We start from the raw sequence: 12582 nt of genomic DNA, 5'->3' as shown, positions 1-12582 counted from the left end.
ATGTTTCCTGTAGCACCAGCCTGTAATCTTTAAGTATTATTTATAAGCGACTTGTCGATGAAGTTTTGAAGCTGACCACGGTAAGTGGGTCCTACAGTAATTTTTTTGCCGTTTTTCAGAATAACCATATTCCCATCTATCGCCTCAAGGAAAGCGGGATTAATCATAAATGATCGGCTTACCCGGATCATGTTTGCACTGTTGAGCTTTTCAAGGGCTTGCTTTAAAGTTAGATAGACAACGGAAGGGGTATTTGAAGTAGCGGTGAAAAGTTTGATGTAATTTCCCATGGCCTCTATATAGATGATATCATCATTTCTCAAGCTGATATATTTGCCTTTCAGACTGGTCTTGAGCAGCAACTGCTCAGGTTTGGGGGACTGGAAATGCGGCGAACGTATTTTTCCGCACACATGCTGAACGGTTTCGAGGAATTTCTCAAAACCGAATGGCTTTAACAGATAGCCGGCTGCATGAATTCCGAAAGCCGCTAACGCGAATTGCGGGTGACCGGATACAAAGATAATCTCTGTCTGCCTCGCGAACAAATTTGCTAAAGCCAGTCCTGACAGTTCGGGCATCTCAATGTCTAAAAATGCAATGTCCGGTGGCAGTTGCCCCGTTAAGGAAGCGTGAGCTTCTACAGGGTTCTCGAACGATCCGATAAGCCGTATATAAGGCACCTTAGCGATATACTCGATGATGTTTTCAATGTCATCTTTATCATCGTCTACCACAATGGCTGTAAACTGAATCATAAAAGGTGAATGGTTAGCGTGAGTTGATAACGTTCCAACGTTTGATTAATTTTCAAGTGATAACTGTCACCGTAAGCCAGTGCAAGTCTTTTTTCGGTGTTTCTCATGCCAATCCCATAACTTATAGGATTTTTCTGCGCTCGCTTTTTGTTGGAAATATTGATCTTAAGCGTCTGGTCATTTATTACACATTCAAAGCGCGCAGGATGATCCGGATCGGAGAGTTCAGCATACTTCAACATATTTTCGCAAAGGGTAATTAACACCAAAGGGATAATTTGCAGGTTACCCGGATCTCCTGTAACAGAGAAATCAACAAAAAGATTGCCACGCGATTTCAGCTTGCTGATGTTAAACACAGCTCGGACATAGTTGAGCTCCTCCGATAGATTTACGCGACCATCAGCGGGCGTGCTCAATGTGTAATGAAAGATATCTGACAGCCCCAGCAGGGCCTCTCCAGCTTTCATATCGACCTTCTTTATGGTGTTTCGCAGGTAGTTTAGCGTATTGAACAAGAAATGGTGATTAATCTTTGATTTCAGCAGGTCATTCTCGATAGCGATCAGCTCGCGCCTTGCGGTTTCATGGATCAGTTGCTCGGTTAGCCTTTGCTGCTCGAGGTTCGCCACTTCGCGCTGTTTCTCAAGTGCGTTTGCGGCAAACCAATAGCCGAAACTCAGGCCGGAAATATTAATGAAACGCCACAGCGTATCACGGAGGAAGCCTAGAAATTCCACGTAGGGTCGGGTTGTTTCTACGCTGAATAGTGCGTAGAGCTGGCTAAGTAGATATTTCAATACGAAGAAGCCCAGAAAGGCCAGCAGTAGCAAAACAGCGCCGATAGCGATACGAGTTACCTGACTATCCTGCCGGTTCGCTGCCGGTAGGATGGTGAGTGCTATGGTATAAAATAAGCAAAGGTTGACCATTAGGTGCCACAGCGCGTCTGTAAAGTAAACCATTTCTCCGGTATAGGCATACAGCATACCGACTTCATAACTGAAGTAGGCAATTATGGCTAAGATATGCCTTAAAAGTACTTTGGAGCGAGTCGTTAAGGTCATAATAGGGTTGACATCGGCAATGTAGCACTTTTAGATAATATTTCGGGATGCTCGGATAACGTAATTTAGCATTCGTCCCATATCCGCTAATTTTTCAAAAAAAACACTATGAAAAAGAAGCAATATGAACAAATCCTGCCTGAGATCGAGGTGGTTTTTGAAATGGAAGACGATGGGACGGCTGGTCATCAGCAAGATCCTACGACGACTTTGGCAACAAGCACAATGACCCATATCTTTACGATCCGGGACCATCGTGAAAGGCGAGAAAAGTAGTTGAGGTCAGGGAATAAAATGCAAAATTATGGCACTGGAAAACAGGGATAGAGCGCGAATAATCGAAATTCTGACAGAGGCGTTTAAAACCAATCTCAGCGTCACTTATATGATTCCGGATGGACCAAAAAAGTCTCGAAAGATCCGAGGTTTGATGGAATACGCCGTCGCCGTCTGCGAGGAGCAAGGGAAGTTTGTGCTTAGTCTGGACAGGAATTGTTGTGCGCTCGTTTTATTTCCTCATCTAAACAAAACATCGGTTAGGCGTATTTTTTTAGATCTCAAGCTGGCCTTTCAGGTAGTGGGCATCCGGCGTCTTTGGAACGTCCTTCGTAGAGAGTCGCTGATTAAAAAGCGTCATCCCATTGAGCCGTTTTATTATTTATGGTTTATTGGGGTCGATCCGCGAATGGCCGGAAACGGACTTGGTTCGGCGCTTTTGGAACAATTGACTGCAGATGCTGAATCGATGAACCTCGCACTGTATCTGGAAACCTCAACGCAGCAAAATATCCCCTGGTATCAGCGATTTGGTTTCCGCATTTATGATCAGTTAGACCTGGGGTATCGGTTGTATTTTCTTAAAAGATGACTTACTAATCTGCCGGCGCTCGGATAACTCCGTTGTGCCGGCGGAACAAAACTCGTTAGGCAGATGAATGTGTTCAATTCTGAAATGCATGTGTTGACGCTGATTATTGTGGCGATGGAGCTCATTTTTTTTGGATTCCAGCTTTGGTACTATTACGCCTGGCCGCAGGACAAGTCACGCCTATGGTATTTGGTTTTGCTAGGCCTGCTTATCGTATATAACTTAACGGGTGGACTGTTTCCGGATCCGGATATTACTTGGCTCTCGGTGCGCTTACAAAACATCATTGCATATGGGTCTGGATTTTTGACGGCCTCTTACTTTCCATACTATTTTTATCGAGCGTTTGAGCTTGACAGTCTCCGCTTTCAGGCAATTTTTGGGGTGCCGTTATTCTTGCTGGGCCCTTATCTATTGTTCTTTGGTCTTGTATATGCACTTAATGGGAATCTCGACCTTGCCATTAAATACGGACTGGTTGTCCCGTTTTTTTATTCGCTATACCTTTTTTACGCGATCACCCGGGCGATAGGCCGCAGACTTAAAGCGGTGGATAAGATGAGCGTCCCGCACAGCGCACTTGAGGCGAAGGCAGTTTATTTTGCCATGTCACCTTGGGTATGTATGACTGTCTTCGCTTACTTGCAGATTTCTCAGTGGGTTGAGGTCTTGGTCACCAACACAGGCTTCATCATTATCACCATCCTCTTTATGCTTCGTTCCGGAAGGTTCCAGCGAATGGAACACGAACGGCTGCTGGTTTTGGAAGCCATAGGTGAAAATCAGGAAATGAGTTTTGAAGAAGCTTGCAGAATGTACGGGCTTACCAGGCGCGAGGCCGAAGTTGCTGAACTTCTTTGCCGGGGAAAAACATATAGGGAGATTGCCGAAGCGCTGTTTATTGCTGAACGAACCGTTGGTGTTCACGTACGCAATATTTTTTCCAAAACGCGGGTGAACAAGAGATTCGACCTTGTTGAGCAGTTACGTTTTCGTGCATAGCACTACAACTAATATCCATCCCATGAAATCTATTTCCCATTCGGCTTTTCAGATTGTGCTTGTTTTTATCGAACGGTTTTTTGAAGTCAACAGTAACTTCAGGATAAGTCTGAGATCGGCCTTGATTGAAGTGGAATATGCGAAAGGCGTTCGAGTGCTTAATTACCAGCAAACGCAACATCGAATTTGGTTTTTGCTTAAGGGGCTTGCCAGGGAGGTTCAAGTCGATGAAATGACATTAGCAGAATACACAAGTTGGTTTTGGCAGGAGGGAACCCTGGTGTGCGTCGAGCCCGGCTTTTTTAGTCAGGAACCTTCCGACAAAGCGATTGAGATTTTAGAGGATAGTGTATTGGTTTTTCTGGATTACCAGGATTGGCTGCGGTTAAAGCACGAATTTCCGGATATTGAGCAGACGGTTGAAAGACTCAGAAGTTTTTATGCCCGGGGTCGTCAGCGCTTCGTGGTTGAATTGCTGAAGCGATCTGCTGAGGAGAGGTACCAAGAGCACAAAAGAGAACTGGAGGCCTTATTTCTGAAGACCAAGGTGAAATATATTGCGGAATATTTGGGCGTCACGCCCGACACGCTTTCCAGGCTGCGAAAGCAAGGTTTCAAGTAGCTTGTAGCCGTGTCTCATTCAAAGATCCGACCTATATCGGACAACTTTCCGATGTAAAGCTTACCCTGGTGGCGCTGGATTGCTGAGATTTGATATAGATAAATGATCAGATTATGGAACGCCAGAAAATAAAGTGGTTGGCTTACTGGTTTAGTATTGCGATGATCACCCTGTTGTTTTGTTATACTGCTGCAAGCAAATTGATGGATTATGAAAAGTTCGTCTTCCAGATGCAGTTATCCCCGTTTTTGATAGTGAAGGAATTCGCGAATGTATGGGCGTGGCTTGTTCCGACGGTTGAAGTTATAGTTGTCTTCGCCTTGCTCACTGATAGGTGGCGAAGACTAGGGTTGGTTACCACAATCCTTTTGCTGTCAATTTTCCAGATATATATCGGGCTGATGTTACTTTCCAAAGCCCAATTGCCCTGTACGTGCGGAGGTGTTCTTTCAATTTTGGGCTGGGACGCTCATCTCATTTTCAATTTCGCCTTTATCTTTTTGGCTATTTCAGGATTAGTTCTAGATGGACCGAAAAATCGCATACCAACTTTATACCAGAATATTCTACGCGTGAATAGATACAATTAACCAAATTTCTTATTAAAATTAAACAAAATGAAAAGTTTAAAGACAACAATCCTTTCTCTTGCGGTGCTTGCAGGAGTGACTGGAGCCCTGGTGACTAACGCAGCGGAGTCAACCGTTGGTCAGGATCCGACCGTTTACAACTGGACTAAGCCAGGGTCACCGAATTTTCAGGGAACTGTGAGTGCTGCACAGTCGAACTATAATTGCTCGGGCGCTGGGAGCGTTTGCGCCACCGGAACCCGGGTGTCAGGAACCGGCCCGCTGAATGCAACTATCCGCTTCAACTAGGGTTTGTATCCGGAATGCTGGCAAGAAAGAGGAAATCTTCCTTGCCAGCAATTAATTCAGGTCACGCAGGACAAGCACAGGATATCGTCTGTTCCTCATTTTATAAGTCATGCCCTGCTTTTTCAGGGCGTCCCAGAGCTCGTTTTCTGAGTAGGTCTGTCGGCCGTTTAACTTTGGAAGCTTGATCTCCCAGTTAATACCATGATGAACACCCGACCTGTTAATGTAAGGCTCCTTGTTGCCAAACCATTCATACAAGTAATTTAGCAACTCTTCTATTGTCTTATTCTTCACAATAAGTAAACCGTCCTGTAGTTCGATTGTACTCGCCGCTAGACTGTCTGCTCTGGTGATGTTTGTCTGCCCGAAGAACACTAAGCGACATAGCTTTATCCTTTTCCTGACTTCCGCTTTGATGTTGAAAAAGCGCTGAAGATCGTTAAACATGTATTCAGCGACTACCGAGTTGCTTGTGTGCCGCGGTAAGATCAGTTCATAACAATAAAGGTTTTCTGCATTCCACTTTCGCTCGTCTTTTGCAAAATCACCACTGTAATATCTTGAGCGTTCGAACTGGGCCATGTTACTTCTGGGATGATAGAAGCGGACAGAATCGCTAGTCTGCAACTCCACTAAATCCCAGTTGATCCGTATAGTCATCTGCTCGGTATAGGCAGTCCAGAATAGCTCCGCTATACGGGTATTCCAGGAAAAATAGCGTTGTGTAGTACCACCTGTTTTCGGGTTGTAACTAACGCCACTTGTAATGCGGGGATTGTAGCCTGATATCTGGGAACGGTAGCCGATCTCGTCATCAGCGATACGGTAGGGCTTGAGGAAGTCGAATGCCAAATCGTCGTCCTTTTGATAGAGGTCGCTCGAGCCCTCTGACAAAAATCGACTAAGGTTCGCTCTGGTTATCTCGTCGCTTCCGGTTATTGCTTTTACAATCCCTTGTTTATCAATCCATATATTATGTGGGATTGAGCGGTGAGGGAAGTGATCATGGAGTGTCGAATCGTTGGCTACGACAAGCAAAGATGCTGATTGAGGTGCAGCGTTACGCCGAAAGAACCTGTTAACAGCGTCCTCTGTCTCATAGGTTGCGGAGATAACCCTGAGCCGACTTTTGTTTTCTGTGCTGAGCGAATCAAGCAACCTCATTTCTCGTAGACACGGCGTACACCAAGTTGCCCAGAAACTTATGATGAGCCCACCTTTAGAAGACATTTCACGAATGTTGGTGGCTCCCGAGAGTGCCCGGAAATCCTTGACCGTTATGTTGGGGACTGTGTCTCCAATTTTTAAAACCGAAAGCTTGCTTTGGGCAAAGGTGACAGCAGTAGACGCAACCCATAAGATGGTTAATGCTAGGTAAGTGCTTTTCATGATATCGAATTAATAGCCATCGTTTTGAATCAGACTACGGTTGCTTGAAAGTTCGTTTCTTGGGATAGGTAAATTTCTGGCTCTTGGCAGCCAGAGCGGCTTTGCCTTCAGGATTTCATTCAATTTTCCGGTACGTTTTAGGTCAAATAGCCTGTCGCCTGATTCCAGGAATAGTTCCAATCTGCGTTCTCTCGTCACTGCTTCCCTGCAGAGTTCTATTGAGCTTAGGTTACTATAGGTCTGGATATTTGCGCGTTCGCGCAGCACGTTTAAGGCTGTCATGCATGCATCAAAGTCGCCTAGTTCTGCTTTGGCTTCAGCAAGAATAAGGTATTGATCGGCCAGCCGCGAGTATATAAAATACTCCGGATCTGAAGAGTCTGCCGCCGTGTTGCTGTATTTGATCGGATAAAAGTAAACTTGGGTATTTGAGCCGTTGCTTAGGCTTCTGATACCTACCCAGTGCTCTTTTCTGAGGTCATCAGTCTCGAAGGCGGTCCCTAATTGGGTGTTTAGCGCATATTGTGGGTTGTTTGTATTTGTGAGTATCAACTCAGGGGTGTTATAGTTATAGCCCTGAGGAGTCCAAAACTGAAAGATCGTCTCAGCACTTGAAGCTTTGAAAACTTCTGCCGGATGTTCCAGTTTGAATAAATTTGAATTGATCACAATGTTTGCAGCTTCTGCCGCTGCTGGCCACTGTTGCTGATAAAGATATACCTTGGAAAGTAAAGCGGTAGCCGAATAGTAGCTAGCCCTCGTTTTCGTGTGTGGTAATGGATAGTCGTTTAATAAACTCTGTGCAGATTGTAAATCTGCTTCGATCTGCGCATAATTTATGGCTAGGTTGCTCTGTCCTGTTTTGGATGAAGCGGCAACATCGGTAGCAAGTATAATTGGAATATTCTCATAAAGGTTGATAAGGTGGAAATACGCAAATGCCCGAAGGAAATGCGCTTCCCCTGCCACGCGTTTTCGGAAGGCGTCAGGGAGATTTTCACTGACGGGCAGCTTTTCCAACAAATCATTGCATTGATATACCATGTTATAGAGCCTCGCCCATAGGCTTTGGTTCCTTTGATTTCCGGTAGAAACACGACTCTGGAAGAATTCTATGGTTTCGGTATTTAAACCAAAATAATTGAGCTCGTCAGCATAAAGGGCGAGCGAAAGATTCAATATAGGGTTTATATTCCGTTCATAGTTCGCATACACATTCGCAATGACACCTTGCGCTGCGTTGGTGTCCGCATAAACTTTCTCCGGGGTAAGCTGATTTTTAGGGTCGTCGATCTCAACGAGTTTTCGGCAGGCTGCCAGGGTTGCTAAAAATGTCACTGCGCATAGCAATAGACGATATCTGTTAGTGGAGGAAAATAGGTTATTCATATGCTAAATCTTTAGAAGGTTAGTTGAACTCCTACTGTGAATGATTTCATCGGAGGGAGGTTTTTTTGCGAGACAGAAAGCGCCCCGGATTCGGGGTCTGCGATCGGAGCGTTGGCGTCCCAAAAGGTGAGCAGATTCTGAGCCTGTATGTAAGCACGTAAGTTTTGAGCGCTGCCAGGATTCATATCGTACGATAGGGCGACATTTTTAAGTCTGAGATAGGTGGAATCAAAGAAATTCGCAGACGATTGGCCGTAGTAGAAATCAAGGCCTGTACTCGCTTTTGGTATGTCGGTCTGATCACCTTTTTGTCGCCAGCGTCTTTCCAGATGCCGGTAGTTTCCGTATATCCAACCGGGCGTATAGAATATACCCCCGACACTTCGTTGACCTACAAACTGAAGGAAGATATTCAGTGTCAATGCCTTCCACTGAAACGCGTTGTTCATGCCGCCAAAAAAGTCCGGTGTTTGTTTACCGATTGTGCGATAATAGTCAGGCATTGCCTGTGGGTCGTCGCCCTCAGTTGCATAAATGGCCTGTCCATTGTTCGGATCGACTCGGAGAAATTCGTAGCCGATTATCCTGGTGATATCATAGCCCAGTTTGAGGGTTCTCGAGTAGCTAGAGTTCTCAAAGTTTTCAAAGCTTTTTAGTTGGTTTTTAGGAAGCGTGATGTTGAAATCGGTGGACCAGCGGAACTTCTTGCTGACGATATTGCTTGTACTTAGTTCGAACTCCCAGCCGGTATTTTCTACAACCGCAGGAAGATTAGCCTGGTAGCTGCTAAATCCGGTCATTTCGGGGAGCGTATAATTAACCAGTTGGTTGCTGCTTCGATTTCTATAGTAGCCAGCGTTAAACCGGATTCGATCCTTAAAGAATCCAAGTTCCACAGCCGTTTCCAGCTTTCCGGTGCTTTCCCACCGGAGGTTTGGATTTGCAATTCTGCTAGGCTGAAGGCCTGAAACCCCCTCGTAGACAAGGCCAGAGTTGCTGTAGGTTGGTAGATATTGATAGTCCGTAATTTGATCATTGCCGGTAATTCCGTAGCTCGCTCTGATTTTTCCGTAACTTAAAAATGGAAGCAGGGTCGCTGACCATTCTTCATTGCTGAAGAGCCAAGCAGCGCCAATTGCGCCGAAGTTACCAAACTGGTTTCCAGTGCCGAACCTGCTTGAGCCGTCCCGTCTGGCTGTGGCGTTAAGGACATATTTCTCCTTTGCAATGAATGTTGCTCTGGCAAATACCGAGGCAAATCTATAATCGATTTGGGTACTTCGACGTGCGTCTATATACCCTGCGGAAGCGAGGTTTTCCATAAGGCCTTCGTTTCCGAAATTCCGAGCCTCCATGTACGTGCCCTCACCAGTCTTTTGTTGATAGGTTGCCCCGGCCATTAGCGTCAGCTGGCTTTGACCGATCGACGTTTGGTAGTTAAGTTGTGGTTCGGTAATGAAAGACTGATTGATGTTTGCACCGAAAAGGGTGTAGTTGGGTGTTCCGGGGTACAATGCTGCGTTGGGATAGATTTGCCTTTGGTCGACCTGAATCCGGTTGTAGCCCATGTTGACTCTAAGCATAAGTCTCTCAGCGATCTCGTAACCAGCTACAACGTTGGACAGTACATTATTCGTCGAGATTCTATTGGTAGCCAGCATTTCGGCTAGAAGGTTACTTCCAGCGAACCAGTTGTAGCTGCCCGAAGTTTCCATAAGCGGGTAATTTGGTGGCGGTAAGGTCGACAGGCTAATGTTTTGCCCATTGGACATGCGGTTGAGGTCAATAGACAGGGTCGTAGATGCGTTTAGTTGAAATTTTCGGTTTTCAGATTCATGGCTAACCTGTGAGTGCAGACCACCACGTTGGTAGTTATTCATTGCTCTTAAATACGACTTTTCTCTGCGGAAGTTTCCACTAATAATGAAACCGGTTTGCTTGCTGCCGCCTTTTAAAGTAAGTTGAGCGCTGCTTACATTTCCTTTTCCGCCAAAGAGGTAATTTGCCCAATCCGTATTTTGCTCGTGCGACCAGACTGTCAGATCCGGCGCATACGCAAAAGAATTGGGATCGTTAGAGGGGACAAGACCGTCGTTGATGAAGGCTTCTCGGCGCAGGCTCAGATATTGTTTGATGTCCATCATTGCAGGAAGGTCAGCAGCCATATTGATGCCTTGATACACGTTTAAGTCTGTTACAACCGCACCCTTGATGCCTTTTTTGGTCGTGATCAAAACAACGCCGTTTGCGCCCCTGCTACCATAGATAGCAGTGGCGTCAGCATCTTTCAGCACGCTGATGGATTCGATATCGGTAGGGTTTAGACTGTTTAGTGGGCTGACGTTTCCTGCGATTGATGAGTACCCAAGGGAAGTTTCCGCAGCGATGGGACTTGAGTCAAAAGGTATTCCATCTATGACATAGAGCGGACTAGTTCCAGCCTGGATAGATCCCTTTCCCCTGATCTGGACATTGATGTTTCCGCCCGGCAGACCGTTGGTGGTTTGTACAAACACGCCTGCCATTCTCCCGGACAGGGCTGAAAGTACATTAGTCACAGGCTGCTGTTCGATTTGCTTTGCTGTTACTGAAGCCACGCTGCCGGTGTTTAACATACGGGTCGTTTGCCCGTATCCGATTACTACCACTTCATTTAGATTGCCCTGCTGCTCCTCCAGATGTATTTGCAACTCGTCAGTGGAGAGATCAAAAGATACTTCCTGCGTTTTGTATCCGGTATAGCTGATCACGAAAAAGCCTTGGGCTAGGAGAGGTGTGATTCGGTAGTTACCATTTCGATCGGTTTGCGTGCTTACGTTTGTTGCTTTCACGGTAACCGTGGCGTCTGGCAAGGGCTGCTGATCCTTATCAAGCACCTTTCCTATTATCGTATGCTGTTTGGTGGTAGGTGTTGAACTAGGCGCGCCCGGCTTCCTCCTGATAATGACAGTCTTTTCCTCAATAGCGTACCTGAGAGGCTGGTTTTGAAAGCACTGGTCAAGTACTTCGGTAATGGTGGCATTCTTTACATTGATGCTTACTTTCTTGGCCCCGGCGATTTGCTTTTTCGAATAGATGAAATCATAATCTGTCTCAGATTTCAGCAGCCTGAATACCTCTTCAAGAGAGACGTTCTTCCTGTTGATGCTGATAGACTGGCCATATCCTGATGCGCTAACCTGTAGGAATGAAATCAGTAGTGAAAGAAAGATCACGTAAGTCCTCATAAGCCATTTGCTTGGTTTCCAGCCGGTCGCGGGTATAGCAGAAATTGTTGATGATGAAACTGTAGCCATACGCCAGGGCGCCGGCGCACGTTTTGTATAAAATTTGTACATTCGGTTCGGTTTTGTTGATTTAAATACTTAGCGGTGTTTAATTTTTGACTGAACTTATGATCAGGAGCGTTCCACCGCTTCTGATCTTTTTCAGATGTTTAACTGGATCACTTCATAACATATACCTTCCTTCCTTCTATTTTAAAGTGAACTTCGCCCGTCGATTCAAGTAATTTGAGGACGGCGGAAATATTTTTCTTCCGGGAGACTGACCCTGTGAAACGTGCTTCCGTATTACTGGTGAGGTAGATCGTCTGGATATCGTACCAACGCTCTAGCATACCCATGACGGTATTCAGGTCAGCATCCTCGAACTCGGTTTTTCCGCGTTTCCAGGCCGTTTCCAGTTGGACGTCAGCTTGCTTTGCGGTGATCTTGCCTCGGTTGGTGACGGCCTGCTGGCCTGGGACCAGGGTGATACTTTCCATATTATTTTCTGAGCTTACTTTTACCGAGCCCTCTAGTAGCGTGGTTTTGATTTGACCGTGCCCCAAATAGGTATTGACGTTGAATTCTGTTCCTAATACCTGCACTTCCTGATCTCTACTGATCACCACAAATGGAAGCTTTCTGTTTTTGGTGACCGAAAAGTAAGCCTCCCCCGAGACCAGTCTTACCCGGCGCTTTCCCTGCTCGACATTCAAATTGGTAGCGTACTGTAGGATCGATTCAGCGTTGAGCCAGACATTGGTTCCATCGGGCAGTTCAACCTGGTATTGTCCGCCTTTCGGCGTAGTGATGGTTTGTATGGCGGTCGGGTCGGCTACCGGTATTTTTGTTCCGTCGGCATAGGTTAACTTTTCGGGACGGATGATGATCTGGCCTTTTTCCTCGTCTAAGGGAATGGTCTGACCATTTGAGAGGGTAAGGGTGGCGCGGTTGCGTCCAGGAGCGACATCGGCGAATCTGGAAGCGGGTGGTATCTGGATTTGACTGTCATAGTACATCCAGGTGGCGATAGCCAGGATGAGGACGGCCGCAGTGGTTGCGATTAAGGGCCATAGCCTGGCGGGTTTTTGTTCGGCAACGGGGAGAGGGAGTTCGATTAAGATTTCCCTGCCAAGTTTGGTTATTTTCTCTTCAGATAATACTGGGGCGTCCTGATTTAGCTCAAGAAACCAGGAATCCAGTAGAGCGCATTCGGCTGGTGAACACTTTCCCTCGTTATATTTTTTTATCAGCGCGTGGGCTTCCTTTGGAGTCATTAGCAGGTTGTTTTAGCTATGACAGGGAAGGGTGACAAAATGGGAAAAACTATCCTAAAATATCTC

The 12582-nt window shown here is 46.0% G+C and carries 12 protein-coding genes; 6 read left to right on the top strand and 6 right to left on the bottom strand.

Features of this window, described 5'->3' with window-relative positions; all coding sequences use genetic code 11:
- Nucleotides 1-29: 29 nt before the first annotated feature.
- Nucleotides 30-758 carry a LytR/AlgR family response regulator transcription factor gene (locus J3P40_RS14220; RefSeq protein ID WP_256006824.1) on the bottom strand — a complete coding sequence of 243 codons (729 nt, stop codon included), beginning with the start codon at nt 756-758 and terminating at the stop codon, nt 30-32.
- Nucleotides 755-1825 (bottom strand): sensor histidine kinase, encoded by a 1071-nt coding sequence (locus tag J3P40_RS14215; RefSeq protein WP_256006823.1) that lies wholly within the window; start codon nt 1823-1825, stop codon nt 755-757. Before J3P40_RS14215 ends, J3P40_RS14220 begins: the two co-directional genes overlap by 4 nt.
- Before the next feature lie 108 nt (nt 1826-1933).
- Between J3P40_RS14215 and J3P40_RS14210 the strand changes: the two genes are divergently transcribed.
- The 6 genes from J3P40_RS14210 (at nt 1934) to J3P40_RS14185 (ending at nt 5195) form a co-directional block, all read left to right on the top strand.
- Nucleotides 1934-2101, top strand: a complete 168-nt coding sequence (locus J3P40_RS14210; RefSeq protein ID WP_256006822.1) for a hypothetical protein — start codon at nt 1934-1936, stop codon at nt 2099-2101.
- A 28-nt stretch (nt 2102-2129) separates the two neighbouring features.
- The gene (locus J3P40_RS14205; protein WP_256006821.1) at nt 2130-2693 is read left to right on the top strand and encodes a GNAT family N-acetyltransferase; all 564 of its coding nucleotides are present in this window, start codon (nt 2130-2132) and stop codon (nt 2691-2693) included.
- 63 nt (nt 2694-2756) lie between these two features.
- The gene (locus J3P40_RS14200) at nt 2757-3695 is read left to right on the top strand and encodes a response regulator transcription factor (RefSeq protein ID WP_256006820.1); all 939 of its coding nucleotides are present in this window, start codon (nt 2757-2759) and stop codon (nt 3693-3695) included.
- 22 nt (nt 3696-3717) lie between these two features.
- The gene (locus J3P40_RS14195; RefSeq protein WP_256006818.1) at nt 3718-4317 is read left to right on the top strand and encodes a Crp/Fnr family transcriptional regulator; all 600 of its coding nucleotides are present in this window, start codon (nt 3718-3720) and stop codon (nt 4315-4317) included.
- Between the two features lie 113 nt (nt 4318-4430).
- Nucleotides 4431-4907 carry a MauE/DoxX family redox-associated membrane protein gene (locus J3P40_RS14190; protein WP_256006817.1) on the top strand — a complete coding sequence of 159 codons (477 nt, stop codon included), beginning with the start codon at nt 4431-4433 and terminating at the stop codon, nt 4905-4907.
- Between the two features lie 27 nt (nt 4908-4934).
- Nucleotides 4935-5195 (top strand): hypothetical protein, encoded by a 261-nt coding sequence (locus J3P40_RS14185; protein ID WP_256006816.1) that lies wholly within the window; start codon nt 4935-4937, stop codon nt 5193-5195.
- Nucleotides 5196-5246: 51 nt separating this feature from the next.
- On the opposite strand, the gene J3P40_RS14180 is transcribed toward J3P40_RS14185, so the two are convergent.
- The 4 genes from J3P40_RS14180 to J3P40_RS14165 all read right to left on the bottom strand — a co-directional run bounded on the left by J3P40_RS14180 (nt 5247) and on the right by J3P40_RS14165 (nt 12258).
- Nucleotides 5247-6584, bottom strand: coding sequence for a TlpA family protein disulfide reductase (locus tag J3P40_RS14180; RefSeq protein ID WP_256006815.1), 1338 nt, complete (start codon nt 6582-6584; stop codon nt 5247-5249).
- A gap of 9 nt (nt 6585-6593) precedes the next feature.
- Nucleotides 6594-7973, bottom strand: a complete 1380-nt coding sequence (locus tag J3P40_RS14175; protein WP_256006814.1) for a RagB/SusD family nutrient uptake outer membrane protein — start codon at nt 7971-7973, stop codon at nt 6594-6596.
- A gap of 11 nt (nt 7974-7984) precedes the next feature.
- Nucleotides 7985-11311, bottom strand: a complete 3327-nt coding sequence (locus tag J3P40_RS14170) for a SusC/RagA family TonB-linked outer membrane protein (protein ID WP_256006813.1) — start codon at nt 11309-11311, stop codon at nt 7985-7987.
- Nucleotides 11312-11418: 107 nt separating this feature from the next.
- Nucleotides 11419-12258 carry a FecR family protein gene (locus J3P40_RS14165; protein WP_256006811.1) on the bottom strand — a complete coding sequence of 280 codons (840 nt, stop codon included), beginning with the start codon at nt 12256-12258 and terminating at the stop codon, nt 11419-11421.
- Between the last annotated feature and the right edge of the window lie 324 nt (nt 12259-12582).

It is taken from the genome of Pedobacter deserti (assembly GCF_024436415.1).
Lineage (GTDB): Bacteria > Bacteroidota > Bacteroidia > Sphingobacteriales > Sphingobacteriaceae > Pedobacter > Pedobacter faecalis.
Note: the sequence above shows the minus strand (reverse complement) of the source record. Positions and strands in the feature narration are given on the sequence as shown.

Excerpts from the sequence above, each read along its gene's own strand:
- J3P40_RS14195 (WP_256006818.1), top strand. The coding sequence starts at position 3,718 with ATGAAATCTATTTCCCATTCGGCTTTTCAGATTGTGCTTGTTTTTATC.
- J3P40_RS14180 (WP_256006815.1), bottom strand. The coding sequence starts at position 6,584 with ATGAAAAGCACTTACCTAGCATTAACCATCTTATGGGTTGCGTCTACT.
- J3P40_RS14205 (WP_256006821.1), top strand. The coding sequence starts at position 2,130 with ATGGCACTGGAAAACAGGGATAGAGCGCGAATAATCGAAATTCTGACA.
- J3P40_RS14165 (WP_256006811.1), bottom strand. The coding sequence starts at position 12,258 with ATGTACTATGACAGTCAAATCCAGATACCACCCGCTTCCAGATTCGCC.
- J3P40_RS14175 (WP_256006814.1), bottom strand. The coding sequence starts at position 7,973 with ATGAATAACCTATTTTCCTCCACTAACAGATATCGTCTATTGCTATGC.
- J3P40_RS14215 (WP_256006823.1), bottom strand. The coding sequence starts at position 1,825 with ATGACCTTAACGACTCGCTCCAAAGTACTTTTAAGGCATATCTTAGCC.
- J3P40_RS14200 (WP_256006820.1), top strand. The coding sequence starts at position 2,757 with ATGAATGTGTTCAATTCTGAAATGCATGTGTTGACGCTGATTATTGTG.
- J3P40_RS14220 (WP_256006824.1), bottom strand. The coding sequence starts at position 758 with ATGATTCAGTTTACAGCCATTGTGGTAGACGATGATAAAGATGACATT.
- J3P40_RS14190 (WP_256006817.1), top strand. The coding sequence starts at position 4,431 with ATGGAACGCCAGAAAATAAAGTGGTTGGCTTACTGGTTTAGTATTGCG.
- J3P40_RS14210 (WP_256006822.1), top strand. The coding sequence starts at position 1,934 with ATGAAAAAGAAGCAATATGAACAAATCCTGCCTGAGATCGAGGTGGTT.
- J3P40_RS14185 (WP_256006816.1), top strand. The coding sequence starts at position 4,935 with ATGAAAAGTTTAAAGACAACAATCCTTTCTCTTGCGGTGCTTGCAGGA.
- J3P40_RS14170 (WP_256006813.1), bottom strand. The coding sequence starts at position 11,311 with ATGTACAAATTTTATACAAAACGTGCGCCGGCGCCCTGGCGTATGGCT.